Source organism: Streptomonospora sediminis (assembly GCF_054778995.1).
In genome coordinates this window covers 29,440-54,146 of sequence record NZ_BAAGYZ010000018.1, presented here as the reverse complement: position 1 = coordinate 54,146, position 24,707 = coordinate 29,440, and the positions used below count along the sequence as shown (strand labels likewise).

The window sequence follows — 24,707 nt, the reverse complement described above, 5'->3', positions numbered from 1 at the left end:
GTGAGTACCGGGCGGCAGGCTGAGATCGCACGCGTCGCAGTGGAGCTGCTCGACGCCAAAGGCGCCGACTCGGTCAGCCTGCGCGCGGTGGCCGAACGGCTCGGGGTGCGCCTCAACACAGTGTCCTGGCACGTCGGCACCAAGGCCGCGCTGCTGGAGCTGATGGCCGACCACATCGTCGGCGAGATCCCCCTCGACGCGCTGCCGCCGGAATGGGAACCGCGGGTCCGCGAACTCCTCGGCCGCTACCGGTCGGCCCTGCTGGCCCACCGCGACGGCGCCGCCGTGGTGGCCGGCACCTACGCCGCCCGCCCGAAAACCCTGGGCGTGGCCGACACGTTGGCCGCGGGCCTGCTCGACGGCGGGTTCGGCGAGGCCGAGGCGGCCTGGGCGTGCTGGACGCTCATCTACTTCACCCTGGGCCTGAGCATGGAGGAACAGGGCGCGCCCTTTGCACCCGCAGGCAAACTGGCCGGTCAGGTCGATCCCGGCGACACCCCCGCCCTGGCCCGGGTCCTGCCGCACCTGGGCGCCGGCACATTCGGCGAGCGGCACGAATTCGGCCTCGACCTCATCCTTTCCGGGCTGCGTTCCCGAGCGGGTTCGCAGCGCCGATAACCGGCCGATCGCCCCGCCGCGGAAACCGGATTGCCGGGCGCCCCCGGTTGCCGCAAGAATCCCCGGCATGTCGCAACCACCCCCAACCCACCCGCTTCCGCTGCAGGGCCGCGTCGCCGTGGTGACCGGAGTGAGCCGGCGGACCGGCATCGGCTTCGCCGTCGCCCGGCGGCTCGCCCGGCTCGGCGCGAACCTCTTCCTGCACCACTACGCGCCGCACGACCGCGAACAGCCCTGGGGAGCCGACCCCGGCGGAACGTCCGCGCTGGTCGGCGCCGCCGCCGAGTCACTGGCCGGCGGGGCCGCCGCGGCCGACGCCGAATTCGACCTGGCCGACCCCGCGGCGCCCGCAGCCCTCTTCGACGCCGCAGTGGCCCGGTTCGGCCGCGTCGACATCCTCGTCTGCAACCACGCCCGCAGCGGCGACGGGCCGCTGGGCACCCTCGACGCCGCACTGCTCGACGCGCACTGGCAGGTGAACACGCGCTCGGCCATCCTGCTGGCCCAAGAGTTCGCCGCCCGCCACGACGGGCGGGCGGGCGGCCGCATCATCTTCATGACCTCCGGGCAGGACCTGGGCCCCATGACCGACGAGGTCGCCTACGCCGCGAGCAAAGGGGCACTCGCCTCCATCACGCGCACCCTGGCCGACCACGTCGCCGACCAGCGGATCACGCTCAACGCGGTCAACCCCGGGCCCGTCGACACGGGCTATGCCACCCCCGAGTCCCGCGAAGCGGTCAGCCGCCGCTTCCCCCAGGGCCGCTGGGGCGAACCCGACGATCCCGCCCGCCTCATCTCGTGGCTGGCCACCGACGACGCGGCCTGGATCACCGGCCAGGTCCTCAACAGCGAGGGCGGTTTCCGGCGTTAGAGCGGTAATGGGCGGGCGGCGGCGTGCGCCGGGCGCACGCCGCCGCGGCCGCCGGTCAAGGCTCTCCGGATCAGGGTGAACAGGTCGGTGTGGTCGATGAGCCCGGCCACCGCCCGGGCGCCCGGCCCGTAGGCGGCCACCCGCACCTGGGCGCCGGTGTGCACCATGATCTCCCCCGGCAGGTTGGTCGAGTAGTTGACCTTCATGGTGCCGCCCTCCGGGGTGCGCAGCACGGCGCTGGAACCCGGGCACGCGACGTCCACCGGCACTATCTGGCAGGAGTGCCCGTGGTCCGCGGTGACGATGACGAGCGTGTCGCTGCGCCCGGCGGCGTAGTCCAGACCGGTCCGCACGGCCTCGTCGAGCGCGCCGACCTCGCCGATGACGCCGCAGGGGTCGGCGTCGTGGCCGGCGTTGTCGATCTGCGCCGACTCCGCGAGCAGGAAGAAACCCGGATCGCGGGGCGTCGCGGGCCCCAGCAGCCGCAGCGCCTCCGCCACCATCGCCGCAAGGCCGGGCTGTTGGCGGGGGACGTCCGGGTTCGGTCGGCACGCCGCCGGCGCGCTGTCTCCCGGGAGGGCGAGCGGGCCCTGCCAGCGCCGCTCCAGCGGCCCGTCGGCGAACAACCCCAGCAACCGGTCGCCGGGCCGCCGCCTTTTCAGCTCCGCAGTGCCGGTGACCAGCGAATACCCGTGTGCGGCGGCCTCGTCGAGCACCGTCCGCGGTGCGTGCGCACCGTCGCGGACGGTCTGGCGGAAGTGCCGCAGGCCCCCGCCCAGGAGCAGGTCGATGCGCGACCGCGCCAGCTGCTCGGCGATCGACCCGGGCCCGCCGTGCTCGCGGGCCTGGGCGGGGCAGCGGTCCATCGAATCAGGTCCCTGCCCGCTGCGGTCGGCGACGTGGGCGCCCATGGCCGCCGGGGTCGGATCGCTCAGTTCCTCGGTCGTGACGATCCCGGTGCGCAGCCCGCCATCGCGCGCCAGTTCGGCGAGCGTGGGCCGCGCCCGCCCGTAGGCATCGACCCCGATCGCTCCGTTGCTGGTCTTGGTCCCGGTGGACCACGCCGTGGCGGCGGCCGCCGAGTCGGTGACGTAAACGGCCGTCCGGGGGTCGCCGGCGCGGACCGAATAGGTGGTGGCGCTGCCGGTGAACGGGAGCCCGTCCATGGCCAGCCGGCCGCCGGCCCCCGCAAGGTAGTTCCGGGCCATCGTCAACTCGGCATCGCCCATCCCGTCCCCGATGAACAGCAGCACATTGCACGGCCGCGCTTCAGGCCCCGGATCACCATCGGCGGGCACCGCAGGATTGCTCACAGCGCCCCCTTGTGCCGGAAGCCGCCGTAGAGGCCGAGCGCCGCCACGGTGACGGCGTCGGTCACCTCGCCCCGGCCCGCGAGGGACCAGATGTCGCGGGGATGGAACGCCTCCCACCGCACGCCGGTTTCTCCCGGTTCGGGGTCTGCGGGCCCCGCAACCAGATCCCCGGCGACATAGACGTCGCACGAGCTGGTCGCATAGCCGTAAGCCTCGTGCAGCCGCCCGATGCCGGCCGTCCAGCCGGCGGTGAACCCGGTCTCCTCGCGCAGCTCCTGCACCGCCACCTCTTCGGGCGAAAGCCCGGCCGCGGCGCTCGAACCCTGCGGGAACTCCCAGAACCACCGCTGGACGGGATGGCGGTACAGCCGCACCAGCGCCAGGCGCCCATCCGGCAGCTCGGGCACGACCAGCGAGAAGTCGCGCCGCTCGACGACCGTGTAGACGCCGGGCGACCCGTCCGGGAACACGACGTCGTCCTCGCGGACCGCCATGTGCGGCGACTCGTAGCACCTGCGGCTGCTCAGCCTGCGATACGCCCCCGGCGATGTCATTTGACCTCCACCGCCTCCAGCAGGTCCGCATCGCCGGTCCCGGCGGCCGCCGCGAGATAGCGCGACCGCAGGTGCCCCAGCAAGGGGGAGTCGCCGCCGTAGTCGCGGTGGTCGAGGCTGTGCACCATGGTGACATCGGAGAGGGTGCCCGCCACCGCAAGCCCCGCAGCGCCGTAGACCCGGCTGCGCGAGACGGGTTCGCGGCTCAGCTCGATGCCCTCCCGGCGCGCGAACTTGGCAAGGAGCGCCACGGTGACCGACTCCAGGCAGTCCTCCCACTCCGGGGGCGAGGCCACGCGCCCGCCGTCCTCCACCAGTACGGCCGCCCCCGCCGCCTCGGCCACCCGGCCGTGCCGGTTGAGCAGCAGCGAATCGTCGCCGCCGGCCTGAGCCGACTCCATCCTGGCCAGCCGGGTGAGCTGGTAGTTGCCCACGGCCTTGACCCCCGGCGGCATGGCGTCGCCGCCCGGGCGCCGCCACGAGCTGGTGCGCATGGTGATGGGTGCGGGCACGGCGGCCTCCCGCCGAAACGCCGCCACGGTGACAGAGGCCGCCCGCGCCCGGGGAGTGAGTGCGGTGCCCACGACCATCGGGCGCACATAGACGTCGCCGGACTCGCCGGCTTCGGCGGCGGCGCAGGAAACACAGGCGCGCAGCAGCTCCTCGCGGCTGTGCTCCACCGCCAGGCCCAGCACCGCGCAGGAGCGTTCCAACCGGTCCAGGTGGCGGTCCGGCGCGATGAGCGCCAGCCCGCCGTCTCCGCGGCGGCGGGCGACCATCCCGTCGAACACGCTGAGGCCTCTCAGCAGCGCGTCGGACATCAGGGGGATGCGGGCCTCGTCCCAATCCGCCTGTTCATGGTCGATCCAGATCGTGCCGTTCTGTTGCTGGGGCATGGCGAACCTCCGGGTTCGGCCGGTGAAGCGGCCGGGTCAGTCGTTCTCGGCGTAGTTCCAGCTTGCGCAGACGCTCTCCAACAGCCGCTCGGTGTCGTCGATCATGCGCTCGACGTCGAATTCGGTCCGCACCCAGGAGAGGGCGTTGGCGGCCAGGCGCTCGCGCAGAGCCGCATCGGAGAACAGCTGGGCGAGCGCCTCTTCCCAGGCGCCGGTGTCCTGCGGCGGCAGGCACACGCCCACGCGCTGGTCGGGCACGACCTCGCGCAGGCCGGAGGTATCGCCGACCACCACCGGGCGCCCGGCCGCCATCGCCTCCAGGACCGCCAGGCCCAGCCCTTCGGCCAGGCTCGGCTGCACCACGGCGTCGCATTCGCGGTAGACCGCGGGCATGTCCTCCAGGCTGAGGTCGAGGCGCACGTCGACGCGCTCGGCCAGCTCCAGTTCCTTGATGAGGGCGAGCATGTCCTCGTAGTAGTCCTGGTTGGAGGAGTGCGCGCGGCCGGCGATGACGAGGCGGGCGTCGATGCCGCGCCGCGTGAGGGCCGCCAGGACCCGCAGCATCATGTGCTGCTGTTTGCGCGGGGCGATCCGGCCGCTGAGGACGATGGTGAACCGGCCGTCGCCGCTGCGCGGTCCCGCGGTGGCGAAGCGGGCGCAGTCGATCCCGTGGTGGATGAGGTGGGTGGATTTCTCCGGGCTGCCGTGGCTGACCGCCTTGTCGTAGTAGAACCCGCTGCCCGCGATCATGGCGTCGATGGGCATCCGGCCGTAGATCAGCCGGGTCTTTCCGGCGCCGAGCGGCCCCCGTTCGGGTTCCTGCTCGTGGAAGTTGGCGACCAGCGGTACCCCGCAGGACGTGGCGAGCATCGAGCCCAGCACCGCGGTCTCGTGGCTGTTGGCGAAGACGGCGTCGGGGCGCCCCCACTCGTGGACGATCTCGGCCAGCTCACCGGTCAGGCTGAAGTACATCTGCTCCCAGCGCAGCTTGGTGGGGTCTTCCACAAGCCGCCGGTACCGGGTGAGGCGGCGTACCTGGACCCCGGCGTCGGTGTCCAGGGCGGGAGCGTCGACACCGTCGCCGTCGGTGGCGACGACGATGTCGTGCCCGCGGGCGGCGAGCATTTGGGCGACCGTGCGGATGTAGGACTCCGCACCACCGATCCGGGGGTGGTAGGCGGGTGCGAGGACGAGGAGGCGCAAGTCGGGCTCCAAGGTCGGTGTGCGGGCTGGCTTGCAGGTCGGTGCGCAGTTTGGTGCGCAGGGCGGGGCGGGCCGGCGCGCAGGCCGGTCATTGGAAGCAGCCGTCGACGACGGCGGCCCCGTCGGGGACCCGCGCGCCGGGCAGGATGACGGCGTCGCGGATGTCGGCGCCGGCACCGGCGGTCGCGCCGGCTCCGAAGTACACCCGTCCGCTGAGGCGGGCGGTGGGGTGCACCTCGGCGCCGGGGGCCAGGTGCACGGCATCGGTGCCGGGGCCGCCGACGCCGCGCAGCACCGCGTCGCGGTAGGCCGCGGGTGTGCCCAGGTCGGACCAGGCGCCGAGCCAGGGGACCACCGTCACCGGGGCCCGCTCCTCAAGGAGGGCGGGGATCAGGTGGGCGCCGAAGTCGTATTCGCGGTCGGTGGGGATCCGCTCCAGCAGGGCCGGATCGACGCAGTACGCGCCACCGCTGACCCAGGAGCGCCGGTTCGCCGCCCAGCCGGGTTTCTCCGCCAGCCCCAGCGCCGTGCCCTGGTCGCTGATGCGGAAGACGCCGAAGTGCGAACCGTCGTCGACCTCGACGGCCAGGACGCTCAGCAGGGCCCCGGTCTCGCGGTGCCGCCGGGCCAGCTCGGCCAGCGCACCATCGCCGAGGTAGAGGTCGCCGGAAACGACGAGCACCGCCTCCGCGGAGGCGGCCTCGGACGCGAAGGTGTGCAGCGAACCGGCCGGTCCCCGCGGAGCCGGCTCGATCCTGGTGTGCACGGGTAGCGCGTAGTCGCCGGCGGACAGCTCCCGCTGCGCCGCTTCGGCCCGGAAATGCAGGTTGCACAGCACACGGTCCAGGGGCAGGTCCGCCACTTGGCCGACAAGGCGCCCCAGCACGCTGGTGTCGCCGATCGGCAGGAGGGGTTTGGGGAGGCGGCGGGTGAGCGGATGCAGCCGGCGGCCTGCGCCCGCTGCGAGGATCAGGCACTCCACGGGGTCTCCTCGGTGCTCGGTACGGCCAGGAGCGGGCCCGCCGGTCCGGGGCCGGCCGACCGCCCGGCGGGGCGGGTGTCCAGCGGATCGCCGCCGTCGGGGAACAGCTTGGCGCGCGGGAACCGGATGCCCGTCTCCCAGTCCTCCGACGCCCACCGCCGCGTGCCCGCGGCCGCCTCGGGGACCGCTTCGGCACCGGGCCGCGCGGTGCCGCCGGGCCGTTCGGTCCCGCGCCGTTCGACGGCCAGCACGCGCTGCACGCACGCCTCGGCGTGAACGGGTGCGAGGACGAGCTTGCCGGGGACCACGGCCACGGCGTTGCGCCAGCCGGGGTCGAGGATCCCGCCTTCGGGGACGCCGTTGCCGCCGCCGGCGGGAACCTCGGCCTTGCAGGCGGTGTAGACCGCCCACGAGGCGTCGGGGTCGTGCCACAGCCCGGGCAGGTGCCGTTCGATCACCCGCCCGATGCCGCGCAACCACAGCTCCCGCGCCAGGCGTGGATCGTCACCCGGCCAGAAGCTCACAAACGTCGACATCAGGTAGCAGTTGCCGTCGGCCGCGGGCCGCGCGACGGCGAAGAGCCCCTGGGCGTCGTCGGAAGGGAGGCAGAAGGACGCCGGAAGCCGCATGCGGGTGCGGCAGGTGAGCATGAACGACAGCCGGGTGCGGACCAGCTCCGCGCGGCCGACCGTCCCCAGCAGCGGACCGAGCCCGACCCCGGCCGCGAGGACGAACGCGTTCGCGCGCAGCCGCACCGCGGTGCCCTCCTCGGTGAGCACGTCGACGGCGGTCACCGTGTCGCGGTGCAGGCGCAGAGCCGTTGCGCGCCCGGGCAGTACCGGCACGCCGGCCAGCCCGGGCAGCGCCGCCCGCAGCGCGGCGCGCGGGGACACCGCGGCCTCGGGCACGCGGTAGGTCGCCGCACCGCCGATCCCGCAGCCGGGCGGCGCGGGCTCGAAGGGCAGCCCCAGGCCGGTCCACATCCGGACCGCCTCGCGGTGGTGCGCCTCGTTGGTGAAGGCCACCACGCCCGAGGACGACAGCGGCGCTTCGCCGGCGCGGGCCAGGCGGTCCGACCACCATGCCGCTCCGCGGCCCAGAGTGGCGCACTGGGCGCCGTCGAGCCGCCGGTAGATGTGGCCGCGGTGCAGATAGCCGTGGCAGTGGCCCGTCTGGCCGGCGGCCAGACCGCGGTGCTCGACCAGCAGGACGGGTACGCCGCGGGCCGCGAGGCCCTCGGCCGCGATGAGCCCGCTCGCGCCCGCACCGACGACCACGGTTCCGGGCCAGTCGCGGACCGTGCGGGGCCGGGGCGTCACGCCGGAACCTCGCAGGGCATGCCGTGCCGCCGCCGCAGCGGCCAGGGGACCTGCCGGGCGGTCACGTGCGCACCGGGCGGGTGCGGGTACCGCCCGGGTTCCCGCCCCGGCTGCCCGTCCTGCTCGGGCTGCTCCGGATGCGCTCCGGTCCGCAGTTGCAGCACCAGCACCGGCTCCACCGCGGTCCCGGCCGCATCCGGCAGCCGCGCCGCCTCGTGCAGGAGCCGGCCGTAGTCGCCGGCGGGCACCGCCGCCTCGGCGCTGACGCCGCGGTACCGGACGCGTACCTGGATTTGTTCCGGTGCCGCGGCCGCCATCCGGGCCAGCAGGGCGGCCGCGGGATAGCGGTGGTCCGATTCGACCGGGCAGGTCGCGATCCCCTCGCGGGTGCCGAACGCGACCGCCTGGCCGTCGCCGGGCCGCCCGGCGTAGAGCCGGTCGCCGACCGAGCACAGCAGGCTTCCGGGGTCGATGTCGGGCAGCACGATTCTGGCTCGGCCGCCGGTGGTCCACAGCAGGTGGCGGTCGGCGCGGTCGACGTGGAAGACACCGCCGTCGAGCGCAAGGAGCGAGGCCACCGACGCGAGCGGGGTGGTCAGCCGGTGCTCGGCGGAGGGCCAGGCGGCCGAGCCCTGCGTCCACAGGGCGGTTTCGGCGCTCACCGCACCCCCTTTCCTTCCGCAGCGGCGCCGGTGCCGGTCCCGCGACCGGATTCCGGACCGGCCCCGGACCCCGGCCCGGCCCCGGACTCGGTTTCGGGGCCGGCGCCCGGTTCCCCCTCGGGGAAGCGCACCCGGTGCGGCTGCGTCGCGGCCCCCCGCATGTAGCAGAACAGGCCCAGCAGCGCCAGCACGGAGACGCCCGCCCACAGCACCCGCGGCTCGGTGACCAGGAGCAGCCCGGCGGCGGCGGGGAACAGCAGCATCCCCAGGCCCGCGGCCGTCTGCGCGACCGCCACGGCGCGTCCGCGCGCGCTCTCGGGCGCCGCCTCGGCCACCAGCGCGTTGACCGCCGGCATGTACAGGGCGTCGATCACCGCCAGCGCCGCACCGATCGCGGTGACGGCGACCCATACCGCCGGGGACTCACCGGGAGGCAGCACGATGAGCAGCAGCATGCAGCCCACCAGCAGCGCGACCGCCGCGCCGATCGCCGTCACGCGGGACCTGTTGCGCACCGCATAGCTGATCGGGGACTGCGTGAGCGCGGTGAGCCCGCAGTTCAGCGCGAAGACGAAGGACGCCACCCAGGCCGGCATCATCCAGTTGTCGACGAAGTGGACCGGGAGGGCGACGGTCGGCAGCAGCATGATCGGGCTCAGCAGGCCCTGCCCCAGGGCGAACAGCAGCAGGGAGCGGTCCTTGAGCACCAGCCGCCACCCCTTCACGGCCTGCAGCAGCTCCGGGTCCTCCCGCGGCGGGTCGCCGCCGGCGGTCGCGGAACCGCCCATGTCCTGGAAGAGGAACAGCGCCGCCGCGGCGACGCACGACAGGACGTTGAGCCACACCAGCACGTGGGCCCCTGTGACGGCGCTGATGGCCAGCACCACGCTGGCGGCGACCGCGCCCAGACCCATGGCACCGGCCTTGAGCGCTTCCAGGAAGGCGAACCACCGTTCGAACGGGCGTCCCGCCGAGATGCGGTGCACGTAGGAGGACCAGCAGGACCAGTACATGCGGTCGGCGACCGCCACCAGCAGCATCGCCAGGAACACCGTGGCGATGCCGTCGGCGACCAGGTACAGCAGGTAGCCCGCGGCGGAGAAGAGGTTGTTGGTCACCATCGCGGTCTTGGGCCCGAGCCGGTCGGTGAAGGCGCCCGACAGCAGCCCCATCGGCAGCGATACGGCGGTGGCCAGGGTCAGGGCCACGCCGAGCCGGGCGACACCGATGTCGGTCGTCAGCGTGAAGTACAGCAGGGAGATGGGTAGGAGCAGGCCCACGCCCACGGTGTCGATGGCCACCGCTGCGGTCGTCTTGCCGTATCCGGCCATCGAGGGGATACCGAGACGGGCGGCCAGGGATCGGGTCTGGTCGGTCATGTGGAGGCGACTCCATCGGTGATGCGGGTTGGCTGTTCGTGCCGGTACTTGTCGGGCCGGCCGATCGGGTCGGCGTCGGGTGGCCGCGGAGTTCGGGCCAGATGCTGGTTGGGGCGGCGGCCGTCGGCGCGCGACATCACCGGCCGGGTGTGCCACAGGTGCGGCAGCGGGCGGTCCCAGCGCGGAACCGCGGTCCGGCGCAGCAGTTGCCGGTAGAACTCGTTGTCCTCGTCGCCCCACCCGCGGAACCGCTCGTCGTAGCCGCCGATCCCGTCGAAGAGCGCTGCGGTGACGCAGACGCAGGCGCCCCATACGTCCCGCAGCCCGAACCCGCGCAGGTGCTCCAGCCGGACCGCGCCGGGCGCGCCCAGGCGCTGGCGGACGGCGCGGCCGCTGCTGTCCCGGTCCAGGTACAGCAGGTCGCCGAACGGCAGGAGGGCCGGCGGTCCGGTATCGAGATCGCGGACGATCCCCGCCAGGTGGTCGTGCTCGATGACGACATCGGCGTCGAGCACGCAGATATGGCGGGCCCGGGGGAGGGAAAGCGCACCGATGTTGATGGCCCAGCTCTTGTTGAAGGTGCCGGGGTTGAAGGCGAAGACGTAGGTGTCGGCGAGGTCGGCGACAAGCTCCCGGCACCGGGGAGCGCCGTCCTGCTCCACCACCACGACCCGGTAGCGGTCGCGCCGCAGCGACTGCAGGTTGGCGGCTGCCAGGCAGGCGAGGGCGTTGCGCAGCCTGCCGTGGTCGCCGGGGCGGGCGCGCAGGGGCACCACGACGGCCAGGTCCGGCACGGCGGCGCCGCCGTGCCGGCGCACGGCCCCGGCGGCCGGTTCCCGAACCCGCTCGGCGCCGGTTTCCGGCGGATCGCCCGGATCGGGCGGTACGTGGTCGCCGCCCAGGTGGTAGCGCACCAGGCCGCGGTGTTCGACGCGGTTCAGAGCGGCGATCAGGCGCGCCGGAGCAGAGCCGGCGGCGGTCTCGCGCTCCAGCGCCGCGACGAGCGCGCGGTGGGCGGGGCTGTCCGCCGGCGCCTCCTGCAGCCGGTCCAAGGCGTTCGGGACGGCGGGCCGGCGCCACGGCCCGGCCCGCAGCAGCTCGGCCAGGCGTGCGTAGTCCGCGGCGGTCTGGGCCCAGGTGTGCACGTTGACGGCGGCTTCGGGGTCGACGGCCGTGACGTAAGCGGCGGCCAGGCGGGACGCGAGCGAGCTGCCGACCGCTGCGGGACCGGTCCTCATGCGGCGGCCCCCGCTGCGACGGGGAGCGGTGCCAGGGCCCGTTCCGGGTTGATGCGGAAGAGCCGGTCGAACGTGTGGTGGTCGCGCCCGATGGCGGCGAGGTTGGCCTCCTGGCGGGGGATGCCGCCGGAGCCGGCCGCCACGATGCCGTCGTCGCGGTACCACAGGCCGCTGCCCTGCCGGTGGTGCAGCGTCTCACCCGCGAGCTCGGGCAGCGGGGTGTCGTCGGTGATGCCGATGACGCGGTCCGGACCGAGGTGGTCCAGCGTGCGGTCGCACACCGCCAGGTCCACGTGGTCGCCGTCGAAGTTGAGAAACGGCAGCATCCGGTCGCGGGCGGCGGCGCGGACCAGGACCGCCGGGACATCGCCGAGCAGGCTGTTCAGGTCCGCGGAGTCCCAGTCGTGGGCGAGAAAGGCCGCAAGCTGGGCCGCGCGCTCGGCCCGCTCTTCGGGCGTGCGCCAGACGTGCCTGAAACGCCGCGGCATATCGTTGAAGAGGTGGTCGGACAGGACGAGGTCGGGCGAAGGGCCGTAGCGGTCCTGGATGTAGTCGATGACGGCCGCGCTCCGGGCGGCGCTGAGCTCGGGCGAGTCGTGGCGGAAATGCCCCAGGGCGATCCGCACGCCGTTGGTGTAGAAGAGATCGATGACGTCCCGGTAGGTCGTTTCACCCTCCAGGCGGGTGTCGAGGTCGCCTCCATCGGGTGCGAAGACCACGTAGCGCAGTCCGAGCGCGCCCAGTTCCGCGATCCGCTCCCATTCGTCGGCGGTGGGTGACCAGATTCCGCGCGGCGGAACGCCGCCTACACGCCCCAAAAGAGGGCCTTCGACGGAAAAACCGAGCAATTGGTCGTACCGGTCGCGTTCGGCGGCGTAGCGGTGCAGAACCCGGGTGAATGTATCCAGGTACTCGTGGCGGAGAAATATTCCCGGGACGATCCGCATCTGCGCCGCTCGGGCAGCGGAATTCACCCGGGGAAGCTGCTCAGGTGTGAGCGAACTGAAGTCGAACTTTCCGATTCCGTGGGTGTGGATAAGGACTTTCTGTCGTTTCCTGTCCATTATTCGCCTTGCTCGGTCCATGCGGCGTCGAATAGGGAAATCACCTGGGAGCGCTCCCAGAGTTTGGTGTGCGGCGGTCTTTCCGGGCGGACCGGTCCGGTCTCGGGTGCCGGGTCGCCGGGTTGCGGCTGTTGGCGCGGATCCGGGTTTCGGCTGTGCAGCGACCGTGGTTCGGGCCGCCGCGACCAGGTCGGGGCGTTTGAGTAGGGGGCGGGTGCGGTGCGGCCGCACAGGTCGGAGCTGCGGTCTTCGGGTGCCGGTCCGTGGGCGGGCCGGCCGGGGCTGGGGGAAATTCCGGGTCGCCTTCAACGCCTGGCACCGGTCGTGTCCTAACCGGTGAGCGGCTCCGACTTCCGTCGAATGATGACTGTAGGTTCGCGGGCAGGCCAATGCAAGCGAATGGCGGTTGTCCGGAGTCGGCCAGCTAACCCGGGAGGTGTGGATTGTGCTGGTCAGCAGTGGTTTTCCGATCCCGGACGGGGGTGGCTCTCGGAGTGGGTGAAGAATCGGGGCAAACCGATCATGGTGGGCGGGTGCCGTGAGCTGCGGATTTCTGTGTTTCTGCAGGTGGGGAGATTGCTCTATACTTTTGTGTTGTAGCGGAGAATCCTTGTGCAAAAAAGATCCGGTTCAACTTTCGCGGCGCGGCGGCCGCGTCTTTCGCGATGCCCGCGGCGGCCCGATCGGCCGGCCCGCGGGACTGCGCCGGCAGGTTTTCCGCACTCGCCCGGCTGAACAGAACAGGTGACAGGAGTCCGCATGCTCAACAGCTCAACATCGGAAAAGACGGCGCGCTCCGCCGCCGCGGTCCGAATCCTGGCGGCCGCCGGTGCCGGCGCCGCTGCGATCGCCCTTTCGGCGTTGCCGGCATCCGCCCAAGAGACCGCCCCCGCGGCCCCGGGTCCCGTACACGACTGCTCATTCTCCGGAACCCTGTGCCTATATGAGGGCCCGCAGTTCACCGGTGACCGGTTCAACGTCAGAGCCCTCGACCCCGAGCAGGGGGCCTGTGTCGACCTCGTCGCCCACGGCTGGGGCGGCAGGGCGCAGTCGGCGGCCAACACCAACGCCCGTTCGGCGGCGATGTTCCAGAACGACGACTGCACCGGCCGCCCGGTGGAGATCCCGAACGGTGCCTCACCCGACCTGGCCTTCGCCCCCAACAGCGTCTTCGTCTACTGAGCCGACACCTCGCCCCGAGCCGCCCTTCGCCGCTGCGGCACTGCGAGCAGCGAGGGGCGGCGCCCGTGTGCCGAATCGCCGCACCCGTGCGAGGGCGGCAATGACCTCGCGGGTTATCGACGGCCCGCGCGACCGGGGCCACTCTCGATGTGCAGGGCCGGCGCCGCTTGGGCGCCGGCCGCCGCAGCCGAGGGGAGGGCACCAGCCGTGCCGGAATCAACCACCAGCGCCCACACCGCCGATGTCCCCGACATCGCCAACGTCCACCAGTACCACGCATGGAACGGCTACGAGGGGCGGCACTGGGCCGAGAACCAGGACCGATACGAAGCCATGGTCGGCGGGTCCAACCGCCCGCTGTTCGCCGCCGCCCGGATCGGGCCGGCCGACCGGGTGCTCGACATCGGCTGCGGCGCGGGACTGACGACCCGGCGCGCCGCGGTCAAGGCCCCGCACGGCCGCGCACTCGGCGTGGACCTGTCGGCGCCGATGCTGGAGCGCGCCCGTGCGGCGGCCGCGGAGAAGGGGGTCGCCAACGTCGCCTTCGAGCAGGGCGACGCACAGGTGCACCCGTTCGCGCCCGGGGAGTTCGACGTGGTGATCAGCCGCGGCGGCATCTGGTACTTCGCCGACCCCATCGCCGCGTTCGCCAACATCGGCTCGGCCCTGCGCCCCCAAGGCCGACTCGCGATCGGAACCCCCGACGCCACCGGCGATGCCGCGGACTCCGGGTTCCCGGACATCTTCCGGATCATGGGCGAGTTCCTGCCCGAGCCGCCGAGCCTGGCCACCGACGACGAGACCCGGCACCTGACCACGATGGCCACACCCGCGGACATCGAGACGGTGCTGCGGGAGGCGGGCTTCGGTTCCGTATCGGTCGAGCGCCACCGCTCCCACGCCATGCTCGGCAGGTCCGCCGAGGAGGCCGCCGAGTTCGTTTTCGGCTGGGGACCGGTGCGCCACTGGTTCCGCGACGCCGACGCCGACACCGAGCAGCGCGCCCGCGAGGCGGTACGCGCGGCGCTTGTTCCCCACGAGGCGGCGGGCGGGGTGCGCCAATCCGGAACCGGGTTCGTGGCGACGGCCGTCTGGGGCTGAGCCGCGGCGCCCGGCGATGCGGGTCCCGCACAGGGGATCCGGGACGGACGGGGTGCCGCAGACCGGTGGGGCGGCCGCCGAACACCGCGGGCCGCGGACCACCGGGGACCACCGAGGAAGGAAGAGGGAGACCCAATGCTGTTCATCGAGGTTTTCGCGCCGCAGGGCGCCCTGGGCGCCGAGGGCCGGGGGCTGCTGGCGAAGAGGCTGGTCGAGTTGGACGACGGAGTCGAGCACGGGGAAGCACACCCGGAGTCGGTCGTGGAGAATTCGCGCGCCTACACGCAGGTGGTGGTGCATGAGCCGCCGACCTGGGCCGCAGGCGACCGCACCGTCGGAGCCGACTGGCCGCAGCGCTACGTCGTGCGGGTGCGGATCCCGTCGCCGTGGGTAAAGGAGGTCGCCGAGGAGTTCATCAAGCGCTACCACCGCATCGTCGCCCGGACTGTGCGGGAGAGCCGCGGGGCCGATACCGAGCCGCAGATCTGGGTGGAGGTCCACGGCGTGCGCGAAGGGAGCCTGGGCCTGGACGGCCAACCCATGGGCTCCGAGGCCATCACCCGGCTCTTCACCGGCGCCTGGCGCGAGTCCGTGGACGGTAGCGGTCCCGTGCCCGGCCCGGAGCCGGGGACGGTGCACTGCCCGGTGTGCAGCATGGTCGTCCGCCTCGACGAATCGGCGATCACTCTGGACCACGGCGGGGACGTCTACGCCTATTGCGCCAAGCACTGCCGCCGCGCCCACGCCGAGGAGTTGGGTGTGGCGGTGCCGGCGTAGCGCGCGGTAGGAGCGGATCGGGTGCCGGCCGCGGGTCCGGATTGGATCCGCGGCCCGCACCGGCGGGGGAGGGGCACCGCATCCGGGGCGGGCCGGGCGAGCCCGTTTGCGCGCCCGCCTGCCCGCCTTCAGGCGGTGCGCCCGCCCGCCGCCTCGGGGCGGTCCGCCGGCGGGGCGGTGCTGGCGCGTTCCACCAGGCGGGTGGGCACCAGCGTCGTTCCGGGCTCGGCGGGCCCGGTGGCGCCGGTGCGCAGCTGGTGCAGGACGCCCTGCACCAGCCGGCGGCCGACCTCGGCGAAATCCTGGTGGACCGTTGTCAGCGGCGGCAGGAAGGATCCCGCCTCGGGGATGTCGTCGAACCCGACCACGCTCACCTCGTCGGGCACCGCCCGGCCCTTCTCGTGCAGCGCGCGCAGCAGGCCCAGCGCCATTTGGTCGTTGGCGGCGAAAACCGCTGTGCAGCCGGGTTCCTCGGCCAAGCGCAGCCCTGCGCGGTAGCCCGAATCGGCCGACCAGTCGCCCCGGACCATCGGGGGGACGGGGCTGCCCGCGGCGGTCAGTGCCGCCCGCCAGGTATCGGCGCGGCGCTGGGCGGCAAAGGACTCCTCAGGCCCGGCCAGGTGCCAGACCGTGCGGTGGCCCAGGCCGAGCAGGTGGCGCACTGCGGCGCCCGCCCCGCCGGCCTGGTCGGTGTCGACGACGCTGTAGCGGTCGCCGGCGTCGGAGTCGGCCACCGCCACCTGCACCCCCGGAGGCAGCGCCACGGTCGCGGCGTCGAGCAGGTGCACCTCCATGATCGCGATGATGGCATCGACCGCGAGCTCGCCCAGCCGCGTAAAGGCGCCGTGCAGTTCGTCGTGGGTGGGCGCGGCGACCGGCAACAGGGTGATGGCATAGCCTTCCTCGGCGGCGGAGGAGGCGATGGCTTCGAGCGTGCGCATGTTGCCGGTGGTCGACAGCGTGAACAGCACGACGCCGATCGTGCGGAACTCGCCCCGTTTCAGGGCGCGGGCCGCGCCGTTGGGCCGGTAGCCGAGTTCGTCCATCGCGGCCATGACCTGCCGGCGCGTGTCCGGTACGACCCCCGGGTGCCCGTTGGAGACCCGGGAGACGGTCTGGGATGAGACACCGGCGAGCCGCGCCACATCGGCCATTGAGACCCGCTTCACGCGGTGCCGCGCCTGTTCGGCGGTCGGCCCTTCGTCCATGTGCGGCCTCTCTAACCCTTGACCTGGTGCCACACGGCAGTGTAAACATCTCGGAACCTGATGTTTACGTAAACATAACGTACCTCCCGCCTCCTTAACCGGATATGTTTGCGCAAACATTCCCCATCGCTGAACGCGCGCGAGGATGATCGATATGACGACGACGGCCGCGCCCGCGCCGGTGGCCGCGAAACCGTCCCCGAGACGGTCCAGACCCCGGCGCTCCTGGACCGGCTGGGCGTTCATCGGACCCTTCATGGCCGTGTTCGCCCTGGTCTTCCTGGCGCCCATCGCGTACTCCGTGTACCTCAGCCTGTTCCAGGACCGGCTCATCGGCGGCAACACGTTCGTGGGCGCCGACAACTACGTGCAGGCGCTGACCGACGCCCAATTCTGGTCGTCGCTGGGCCGGGTGACACTGTTCCTCGCGGTCCAGGTGCCCATCATGCTGATCCTCGCGCTGCTGGTCGCGCTGGCCGTCGACAGCGGGCGCCTCTACGGGCGCGACTTCTTCCGCATCTCGATCTTCCTGCCCTACGCCGTGCCCGCCGTGGTGGCCACCCTCATGTGGGGGTTCATCTACGGCACCCGGTTCGGCCTGGTCGGCAACATCAACGACGCGTTCGGCATCGCGCTGCCCGACCCGCTCTCGCCCGAACTGGTGCTCGCCTCCATCGGCAACATCGTCACCTGGGAGTTCGTCGGCTACAACATGCTGATCTTCTACTCGGCGCTGCGGGTGGTGCCGCACACGCTCTACGAGGCCGCCCAGATCGACGGCGCCGGGCAGCTGCGCACCATCACCGCCATCAAACTCCCCGCCATCCGCGGCGCGCTGGTCATCGCGACGATCTTCTCCATCATCGGCAGCTTCCAGCTGTTCAACGAGCCCAGCATCCTGCAGAAGCTCGCCCCCAACGCGATCACCAGCGACTTCACGCCCAACCTGTTCACCTACTCGCTGGCGTTCGCCGGCCAGCAGCACAACTACGCGGCGACGGTCGCGATCATCATGGGCCTGATCACGATGGCCATCGCCTACACGGTGCAGACCCGCGGCATGCGGAAGGAAGGGCGCAGATGAGTACTCCGGCCCCCGCGCCCACCCCCGCCGCCCGTACCGGCGGTGTCGGCGCGCGTTCGGCGGGCGTGCGGCTGCGCACCCGCGCCCGCGCCGGAAAACCCGCCGACCAGGGCCGGGCGCCGCGCCGCAGCGTCCTGCTCACCCTGCTCACCGGGCTCGTGCTGGTCTACTCGCTCGTCCCGCTGATCTGGCTGGCGATCAACGCCACCAAGACCCAGGCCGACCTGTTCGACTCCTTCGGCCTTTGGTTCAGCGGCGACTTCGCCCTGTTCGCCAACATCGCCGACACCCTGACCTATGACGGCGGCATCTTCGTCCGCTGGCTGCTCAACACGGTGCTCTACGTCGTGCTCGGTGCCGGCGGCGCGACCCTGCTGGCCGTGCTCGGCGGCTACGCACTCGCCAAGTTCGACTTCCCCGGCAAACGCGCGGTCTTCGCGGTCGTCATCGGCGCCGTCGCCGTGCCCGGCACCGCGCTGGCCGTGCCGACCTTCCTGATGTTCAGCGAGGTCGGACTGACCAACACGCCTTGGTCGGTGATCATCCCGTCGCTGATCTCGCCGTTCGGCCTCTACCTGATGTGGGTCTTCGCCGCCGAGGCGATCCCCGACGAACTGCTGGAGGCCGCGCGCATCGACGGTTCCGGCGAACTGCGCACCTTCGTCCGGATCGCCATGCCCCTTTTGGGGCCGGGCACCGTCACCGTCGCCCTGTTCACCATGGTCGCGACCTGGAACAACTATTTCCTGCCGCTGATCATGCTGAAGAACCCCGACTGGTACCCGCTGACCCTGGGTCTGAACTCCTGGAACGCCCAGGCGGCCACCGCAGGCGGCGAAGCGGTGTTCGACCTGGTCATCACCGGATCCCTGCTCAGTATCATTCCGCTGATCGCCGCGTTCCTGCTGCTGCAGCGCTTCTGGCAGTCGGGCATGGCGGCCGGCAGCGTCAAGGGCTGAGCCTTCCGCCGCACCGCGCCCCCGATCGCTGCGCCCGCCCCCGGAACCCGGCATAATCCCCGAACACCTTCCCCGCCCCCCGAAAGAAGTGAGACACCATGGCACCAGATGGACGCACCCCGCTGCGCGGACTGGCCGCTGCCGCCGCCCTGCTGCTGGGCGCCACCGCCTGCGGTTCCGGCGGCGAGTCCGGAGCCGACGACGCCCAGTCCGCTCTGGAAGAAGGCGGCAAGATCACGGTGTGGGCCTGGGAGCCCACGCTCAAGCCGGTCGCCAAGGAATTCGAGGCCGAGCACCCCAATGTCACCGTCGAACTGGTCAACGCCGGAACCGGCAAGGACCAGTACTCGGCCCTGCAGAACGCCGCAAAGGCGGGCTCGGGCGGCCCCGACCTGGCCCAGATCGAATACTTCGCGCTGAGCCAGTTCGCCGTGGGCGAGTCGGTGGCCGACCTGTCGTCCTTCGGAGCCGGCGACCTCGAAGGCACGTTCTCGGCCGGCCCGTGGAGCTCGGTCAACCTCCAAGACGGCGTCTACGGCCTGCCCATGGACTCCGGCCCCATGGCGCTGTTCTACAACAAGGACATCTTCGACGAACACGGCATCGAAGTACCCGCCACCTGGGACGAGTACGTCGACGCCGCCCGCGACCTGCACGCGGCCGACTCCAGCGCCCACATCACCAACGACACCGGCGACGCCGGGGTCACCACCAGCCTCATCTGGCAGGCGGGCGGCACCCCCTTCAAAGTCGACGGCACCGACGTGACCGTCGACCTCGCCGACGAAGGCACCCGGACCTACGCCGAAACCTGGCAGCAGCTCCTCGACGAAGAGCTCGTCGCTCCCATCAACCCCTGGACCGACGAATGGTTCCAGGGCATGGCCGACGGCACCATCGCCAGCATCATCGCGGGCGCCTGGATGCCCGCCAACCTGCAATCCAGCGTCCCCGACGGCGCAGGCTCCTGGCGCGTGGCCCCGCTGCCCCAGTGGGAGCAGGGCGCGAGCGCCAGCGCCGAGAACGGCGGCAGCTCCCTGGCCATCCCCGAAGCCAGCGAGAACAAGGCGCTCGCCTACGCCTTCGCCGACTACGCGACCACCGGCGACGGCGTGGCCACCCGCCTCGACAACGGCGCCTTCCCCGCCACAACCGCCGACCTGCAGGACGACGAGTTCCTCTCCCACGAGTTCGAGTACTTCGGCGGCCAGCAGGCCAACAAGGTGTTCTCCGAGTCCGCCGGAAACGTGGTCGAGGGCTGGTCCTACCTGCCGTACCAGGTCTACGCCAACGAGGTGTTCAACGACACCGTCGGCAAGGCCTACGTCTCCGACAGGACCCTGGAGGACGGTCTCGGCACCTGGCAGAAGCAGATCACCGAGTACGGGAACCAGCAGGGCTTCACCGTCAACGAGTGACCGCCCCGCGTCCCGGTGCCCCGCTCCCCGCCCCAGTGCCCAGTGCACGAAAGGAAAAATAGGAACACCATGGCTGCTGCCCGACCCCACCGCTGGCTGCGCTGGCCCGAGAACACCGCCCGCCCGGGCCCGGCCCCGCGGCTGGCCTACGGCGCCGACTACAACCCCGAGCAGTGGCCGCGCGAAGTCTGGGACGAAGATGTCCGGCTGATGCGCCAGGCGGGCGTCAACATCGTCTCGCTGGGCATCTTCTCCTGGGCCCGCATCCAACCCGGCCCAGACGAGTGGGACTTCGCCTGGCTGGACGAGGCCATGGACCTGCTGCACGCCAACGGCATCGCCGTGGACCTGGCCACGGCGACCGCCTCCCCGCCGCCGTGGCTGACCACCAACCACCCCGAGATCCTGCCGGTCACCGCCACCGGCGAGACCGTGTGGCCGGGCGCACGCCAGCACTGGCGGCCCACCTCGCCGGTGTTCCGCACCCACGCGCTGCGGCTGGCCGAGGCCGTGGCCCGCCGCTACGCCGACCATCCGGCGCTGGCCGCCTGGCACATCTCCAACGAGCTGGGCTGCCACAACATCTACGACTACTCCGACGACGCCGCAGCGGCGTTCCGGACGTGGCTGCGCGCTCGCTACGGAACCGTCGAAGGGCTCAACACCGCCTGGGGAACCGCGTTCTGGTCGCAGCGCTACACCGCCTTCGACCAGGTGCTGCCGCCCCGGCTGGCCGCCTCCCACCCCAACCCCACGCAGCAGTTGGACTTCAAGCGGTTCTCCTCCGACGCGCTCAAGGAGTACCTGCGCGCCGAACGCGAGGTGCTGGAGGCCCTGACCCCCGACGTACCGATCACCACCAACTTCATGGTGATGGGGGAGAGCCGCGGGATGGACTACGCGGACTGGGCCGACGAGGTCGACTTCGTCTCCAACGACCACTACATCCGCCCCGGCGCCCAAGCGCTGGACGAGCTGTCGTTCTCGGCGAACCTGACCGGCAACATCGCCGGCGGGCGCCCCTGGTTCCTGATGGAGCACTCCACCAGCGCCGTCAACTGGCAGCCGGTCAACCGCGCCAAGGCGCCCGGCGAGCTGGCGCGCGACTCGCTGCTGCACGTGGCACACGGCGCCGACGCGGTCTGCTTCTTCCAGTGGCGCCAGTCCGCCGCGGGCGCCGAAAAGTACCATTCGGCGATGGTGCCGCACGCCGGGGCCGACAGCGCGGTGTTCCGCTCGGTGGCCGCACTGGGCGCGCGGCTCGACGGGCTCGCACCGCTGGCCGGGACGCGCCGCAAGCCGGCACCGGTGGCGATCCTGTTCGATTGGGAGTCCTGGTGGGCCAGCGAGCAGGACTCCCATCCCTCCTCGCTGCTGCGCTACCGCAAGGAGGCGCTGGACTGGTACTCGGCGCTGCTCGCCTGCGGCGTGCGCGCCGACGTGGTGCCGGTGGGCACCGGGCTTGAGGGCTACCGGATGGTGGTCGCGCCCGTCCTGCACATGGTGGACGAGAACCGGGCCGAGGAGCTGGTCCGCTACACCGAGGGCGGCGGGCACCTGGTCACCACCTACTTCTCCGGCATCGTCGACTCCAACGACCACGCCTGGCTCGGCGGCTACCCCGGGCCCTTGCGCGAGCTGCTGGGCCTGCGCATCGAGGAGTTCGCGCCGCTGCAGCCCGACGAGGAGGTCCGCCTCGACGACGGATCCACGGGCACTCTGTGGAGCGACGACATCACCGTCACCGACCCGAGCACCGAGGTGCTTGCCTCCTACGCCGACGGGCCGCAGGCCGGGAAGGCGGCCATCACCCGCCGCAGCGCCGGGCCGGGTTCGGCGGCCTACGTGTCGACACGGCTCGGCCCGGAGGGCCTGGCCGGGCTGCTGCCGGGGCTGCTGGCACACGCCGGGGTCTCCGGCGAACTGCCGCCCGCGCTGCGCGGACGCGTGGAACTGGCGGTGCGCACCGACGGCGGCGGCGGTGCCGGCAGTGGCGGCAGTGGCGGCGGCGCGGAGTACTGGTTCGTGGCCAACCGCACTGCGGCAGAGGTGGACCTGGCCGAACTCGGCGGGGATATCGCCGACCCGGCGGGCCTGCCGGACGGCGCCCGCATCCTGCCCCCGCGCGGCATCGCGGTCCTGCGGCACCCGGCGGACTAAGGGCCGCCCGGCCACCCGGCTTACCGTTGATCATGCAGAAATTCCTGGATTTCAAAGCTCAGACAGGCATTTCCGCATGGTCGCCACCGCCGGGCGGGCCGCGGAGCCGGAACCACACGGTTCCACCGGTGTCCCGGTCCGGAGCGGTCGGGCCACCCCGAGGCCGTCAGTGCCGCGGCCCGCGGCCCGCGGACCAGTGGTGATCCAGTTCAAGTGACTCAGGTCACACAAACGTCCGCCCGCATCCCGGGCTGCTCGCAAACCCCGCCGCACACGCGGATCCGGGTCGGCGCCGACACCGGCCGCCGGGTTGCGAGAGCCGCCGCTTCCGCGGATCCGCAGCGCAGGGGATTGACATCCCAAAGGGCGGTCCACATCATTCCGGCATGCCAAATGGATCCGCGGTTGCGGAAATAGAGAAAACCCGCCGGGGAATCCTCGCCCACCAGATCGGCGGGGCCGCCTACCCGCCGGCGGCCGGTCGGGGGCTGCCCGTCGACGATCCCGCGACCGGTCGCCGCATCGCCGAGCAGGCGGCCGGCGACGCCGCCGACGTCGAGGCGGCCGTGGCCGCGGCCGAAACGGCGGCTGACGAGTGGGCGCGTATGGAGGTCTCCGCCCGGAGCCGGCTGCTGCACCGCTTCGCCGATGCCATCGACGAGCACGCCGCGGAGTTGGCCGAGCTCGACGTCGCCGACACCGGAAAACCACTCGCGGTCGCCGCCGGGTCGGTCGGCCGCGCGGCGGACACGGTGCGCTGGTATGCCGGGTGGGCACGGACCCTGCGCGGGGCGATGATCCCGGTGACCGAAACCGAGCTGACCTACACCAGCTACGAGCCCTACGGCGTCGTCGCCGCGATCATCCCGTGGAACTACCCCGCATCCAACTTCGCGACAAAGGTCGCACCCATCCTCGCCTGCGGCAACGCGGTCGTGGTCAAACCGGCCGAACAGGCACCCCTGGTACCGCTGCGCATGGCGATGCTGGCGGCGGCGGCCGGGCTGCCGGCGGGCCTGGTCAACACCGTGACCGGGGACGGGCCGACCACCGGCGCCGCGCTTGCCGCCCACCCGCGCATCCGGAAGATCGCGTTCACCGGCAGCAGCGAAACCGGCAGGGCCCTGGTCCGCAACGGCAGCGACCTGGTCCGGTCCTTCACGCTGGAGCTCGGCGGCAAGACCGCCTCGCTCATCCTGCCCGACGCCGACCTCGACACCGCCGCCGACGCCGCCGTGCACACGTCCTTCGCCAACAGCGGGCAGACCTGCACCGCGGGCAGCCGGGTCCTCGTGCACGAGGACGCCCACGACGCGCTGGTCGAGCGGATCCTGCGCCGGACCGAAGCGCTGGGCGTCGGCGACCCCCGCGACCCCGGAACTCACGTCGGGGCGCTGATCTCGGCCGAACACCTGCAACGCGTGCTCGGCTACCTCGAAACCGCCCGAACCGACGCCGTCGTGCGCGCCGGCGGCCACCGCCTGCACCCCGCCGGGTTCGAGGACGGCTGGTGGGTCGCGCCGACCGTCGTCGACCGGGTCCCCCCGGAGTCGCCGCTGTTCCGCGAGGAGATCTTCGGCCCGGTGCTGACCATCACCGGCTACCGCGACCTCGACGAAGGGATCGCGCTGGCCAACGACACCGAGTACGGACTGGCCGCCACGGTCTGGGGCAACCGGCCCGACCAGGTCAGATACGCGGTGCGTGCACTCGACGCCGGAATCGTGTGGGCGAACACCATCCACCGCTTGCACCCCGCCGTGCCCTACGGCGGCCGCCGCCAGTCCGGGGTCGGGGTCGAACTCGGCGCTGAGGCGCAGTACGAGTACATGCTCCCCAAGACCGTGTGGCTCGGCGACACCGGCTGGAGGTCGCCGTGGGCGTAGGAGGGGACGCGCCGGCGCCGCTGCGGACCGTCGACCGCGCGCTCCAGGTACTGCTGGAGTTCGACTCCGCCCACCCGCACTGGCGCTCGACCGAGCTGGCCCGCCATCTCGGCTGGGACAAGTCGGTGACCAGCCGGCTCCTTGCCACGCTCGCCCACCGCGGCTTTCTGGTGGCCGACCCGGAGAACCGCGGTTACCGGCTCGGCCCCGCGGCCTATGAGCTGGGCCAGCTCGCCGCGCGCGACAACCCCCTGCTGACCGTCGCCCGGCCGCTGCTGCGCGACCTGGCCCGGCAGACCAGGGAGACCGCGCTGTTCACCGTCCCCGATGGCGACGAGGCACTGTGCCTCGCCGCCATCGAAGGACCCGCCGCGGTCAGGTACTCCACCCAGGTCGGCGGCCGGATACCCGGAAACGCCGGCGCTGGCGCCAAGGTGCTGTTCGCTTGGCGCAGCGAACGCGAGCAGCGGGCGCTGTTCGGCCAACGCACGCTGGCCCACTTCACCGACGAGACCCCCACGGAGTCGGCGGCGCTGCTGGCGGAGTTCGCGCAGATCCGCGCCGATGGGGCCGCGGTCAGCCGGGGCGAGCTCGACGCGGAGGTCGGCGCGGTCGCCGTGCCCGTGTGGAGCGGCACCGAGGTGGTCGCCGCGTTCAGCGCGGTGGGCCCGCTGAACCGGGTGCTCGGCAGGCGCACCGAACTCACCGCACTGCTGCAGGAGCGGGCCGGCGCCGTCACCGCCCGGCTCGCCGCCGGCTCGGGACCGGTCGGCGCCGCCACCGGCACCACCGCCGAGGACGCCGACACCCGCGGCTGACACCGGCCGCCG

22 protein-coding genes are annotated in these 24,707 nt (G+C 72.4%); 11 read left to right on the top strand and 11 right to left on the bottom strand.

Annotation, left to right across the window (positions count from 1 at the left end; all coding sequences use genetic code 11):
* Positions 1 to 618, top strand: a complete 618-nt coding sequence (locus ACYVD5_RS05275) for a TetR/AcrR family transcriptional regulator C-terminal domain-containing protein (protein ID WP_460999765.1) — start codon at positions 1 to 3, stop codon at positions 616 to 618.
* Between the two features lie 67 nt (positions 619 to 685).
* Entirely contained in the window at positions 686 to 1,492 is an 807-nt protein-coding gene (locus tag ACYVD5_RS05270) for an SDR family oxidoreductase (RefSeq protein WP_460999764.1), read from the top strand.
* Here the strand turns inward: ACYVD5_RS05270 and ACYVD5_RS05265 are convergent.
* The 10 genes from ACYVD5_RS05265 to ACYVD5_RS05220 all read right to left on the bottom strand — a co-directional run bounded on the left by ACYVD5_RS05265 (position 1,489) and on the right by ACYVD5_RS05220 (position 12,102).
* Positions 1,489 to 2,805: an alkaline phosphatase gene (locus tag ACYVD5_RS05265; RefSeq protein ID WP_460999763.1), complete on the bottom strand. Its 1,317-nt coding sequence runs from the start codon at positions 2,803 to 2,805 to the stop codon at positions 1,489 to 1,491. The genes ACYVD5_RS05270 and ACYVD5_RS05265 overlap by 4 nt on opposite strands.
* Positions 2,802 to 3,359, bottom strand: a complete 558-nt coding sequence (locus tag ACYVD5_RS05260) for an NUDIX domain-containing protein (RefSeq protein WP_460999762.1) — start codon at positions 3,357 to 3,359, stop codon at positions 2,802 to 2,804. The genes ACYVD5_RS05265 and ACYVD5_RS05260 overlap by 4 nt, the downstream gene beginning before the upstream one ends.
* Positions 3,356 to 4,255 (bottom strand): aminotransferase class IV, encoded by a 900-nt coding sequence (locus tag ACYVD5_RS05255; protein ID WP_460999761.1) that lies wholly within the window; start codon positions 4,253 to 4,255, stop codon positions 3,356 to 3,358. Before ACYVD5_RS05255 ends, ACYVD5_RS05260 begins: the two co-directional genes overlap by 4 nt.
* Positions 4,256 to 4,291: 36 nt before the next feature.
* Entirely contained in the window at positions 4,292 to 5,458 is a 1,167-nt protein-coding gene (locus tag ACYVD5_RS05250) for a glycosyltransferase family 4 protein (RefSeq protein WP_460999760.1), read from the bottom strand.
* A gap of 88 nt (positions 5,459 to 5,546) precedes the next feature.
* A complete protein-coding gene (locus ACYVD5_RS05245; RefSeq protein WP_460999759.1) occupies positions 5,547 to 6,440 on the bottom strand; it encodes a nucleotidyltransferase family protein in 894 nt (297 codons plus the stop codon).
* The gene (locus tag ACYVD5_RS05240; RefSeq protein ID WP_460999758.1) at positions 6,428 to 7,759 is read right to left on the bottom strand and encodes an NAD(P)/FAD-dependent oxidoreductase; all 1,332 of its coding nucleotides are present in this window, start codon (positions 7,757 to 7,759) and stop codon (positions 6,428 to 6,430) included. Before ACYVD5_RS05240 ends, ACYVD5_RS05245 begins: the two co-directional genes overlap by 13 nt.
* The gene (locus ACYVD5_RS05235) at positions 7,756 to 8,421 is read right to left on the bottom strand and encodes a hypothetical protein (RefSeq protein WP_460999757.1); all 666 of its coding nucleotides are present in this window, start codon (positions 8,419 to 8,421) and stop codon (positions 7,756 to 7,758) included. The genes ACYVD5_RS05240 and ACYVD5_RS05235 overlap by 4 nt, the downstream gene beginning before the upstream one ends.
* Positions 8,418 to 9,800 (bottom strand): MFS transporter, encoded by a 1,383-nt coding sequence (locus ACYVD5_RS05230; RefSeq protein WP_460999756.1) that lies wholly within the window; start codon positions 9,798 to 9,800, stop codon positions 8,418 to 8,420. The genes ACYVD5_RS05235 and ACYVD5_RS05230 overlap by 4 nt, the downstream gene beginning before the upstream one ends.
* Complete coding sequence (locus ACYVD5_RS05225) at positions 9,797 to 11,038, bottom strand: galactosyltransferase-related protein (RefSeq protein ID WP_460999755.1); 1,242 nt, start codon at positions 11,036 to 11,038, stop codon at positions 9,797 to 9,799. Before ACYVD5_RS05225 ends, ACYVD5_RS05230 begins: the two co-directional genes overlap by 4 nt.
* Complete coding sequence (locus ACYVD5_RS05220) at positions 11,035 to 12,102, bottom strand: hypothetical protein (protein ID WP_460999754.1); 1,068 nt, start codon at positions 12,100 to 12,102, stop codon at positions 11,035 to 11,037. Before ACYVD5_RS05220 ends, ACYVD5_RS05225 begins: the two co-directional genes overlap by 4 nt.
* Before the next feature lie 759 nt (positions 12,103 to 12,861).
* Between ACYVD5_RS05220 and ACYVD5_RS05215 the strand changes: the two genes are divergently transcribed.
* The 3 genes from ACYVD5_RS05215 to ACYVD5_RS05205 all read left to right on the top strand — a co-directional run bounded on the left by ACYVD5_RS05215 (position 12,862) and on the right by ACYVD5_RS05205 (position 15,162).
* Positions 12,862 to 13,284 (top strand): peptidase inhibitor family I36 protein, encoded by a 423-nt coding sequence (locus tag ACYVD5_RS05215; protein ID WP_460999753.1) that lies wholly within the window; start codon positions 12,862 to 12,864, stop codon positions 13,282 to 13,284.
* Positions 13,285 to 13,491: 207 nt separating this feature from the next.
* The gene (locus tag ACYVD5_RS05210) at positions 13,492 to 14,385 is read left to right on the top strand and encodes a class I SAM-dependent methyltransferase (RefSeq protein ID WP_460999752.1); all 894 of its coding nucleotides are present in this window, start codon (positions 13,492 to 13,494) and stop codon (positions 14,383 to 14,385) included.
* A gap of 135 nt (positions 14,386 to 14,520) precedes the next feature.
* The gene (locus tag ACYVD5_RS05205; RefSeq protein ID WP_460999751.1) at positions 14,521 to 15,162 is read left to right on the top strand and encodes a hypothetical protein; all 642 of its coding nucleotides are present in this window, start codon (positions 14,521 to 14,523) and stop codon (positions 15,160 to 15,162) included.
* A gap of 128 nt (positions 15,163 to 15,290) precedes the next feature.
* Here ACYVD5_RS05205 and ACYVD5_RS05200 read toward each other — a convergent pair whose 3' ends face one another.
* A complete protein-coding gene (locus ACYVD5_RS05200; protein WP_460999750.1) occupies positions 15,291 to 16,370 on the bottom strand; it encodes a LacI family DNA-binding transcriptional regulator in 1,080 nt (359 codons plus the stop codon).
* A 154-nt stretch (positions 16,371 to 16,524) separates the two neighbouring features.
* Here ACYVD5_RS05200 and ACYVD5_RS05195 point away from each other — a divergent pair, with 154 nt between their 5' ends.
* From ACYVD5_RS05195 to ACYVD5_RS05170, 6 genes are all read left to right on the top strand, one after another.
* On the top strand, positions 16,525 to 17,454 hold the full coding sequence (locus ACYVD5_RS05195; protein ID WP_460999749.1) for a carbohydrate ABC transporter permease: 930 nt from the start codon (positions 16,525 to 16,527) through the stop codon (positions 17,452 to 17,454).
* The gene (locus ACYVD5_RS05190; RefSeq protein ID WP_460999748.1) at positions 17,451 to 18,413 is read left to right on the top strand and encodes a carbohydrate ABC transporter permease; all 963 of its coding nucleotides are present in this window, start codon (positions 17,451 to 17,453) and stop codon (positions 18,411 to 18,413) included. Before ACYVD5_RS05195 ends, ACYVD5_RS05190 begins: the two co-directional genes overlap by 4 nt.
* 98 nt (positions 18,414 to 18,511) lie before the next feature.
* Complete coding sequence (locus tag ACYVD5_RS05185) at positions 18,512 to 19,831, top strand: ABC transporter substrate-binding protein (protein ID WP_460999747.1); 1,320 nt, start codon at positions 18,512 to 18,514, stop codon at positions 19,829 to 19,831.
* Positions 19,832 to 19,900: 69 nt separating this feature from the next.
* Positions 19,901 to 21,991: a beta-galactosidase gene (locus ACYVD5_RS05180; protein ID WP_460999746.1), complete on the top strand. Its 2,091-nt coding sequence runs from the start codon at positions 19,901 to 19,903 to the stop codon at positions 21,989 to 21,991.
* A gap of 386 nt (positions 21,992 to 22,377) precedes the next feature.
* Positions 22,378 to 23,877, top strand: coding sequence for an aldehyde dehydrogenase family protein (locus ACYVD5_RS05175; protein WP_460999745.1), 1,500 nt, complete (start codon positions 22,378 to 22,380; stop codon positions 23,875 to 23,877).
* The gene (locus tag ACYVD5_RS05170; protein ID WP_460999744.1) at positions 23,868 to 24,695 is read left to right on the top strand and encodes an IclR family transcriptional regulator; all 828 of its coding nucleotides are present in this window, start codon (positions 23,868 to 23,870) and stop codon (positions 24,693 to 24,695) included. Before ACYVD5_RS05175 ends, ACYVD5_RS05170 begins: the two co-directional genes overlap by 10 nt.
* Positions 24,696 to 24,707: the final 12 nt, after the last annotated feature.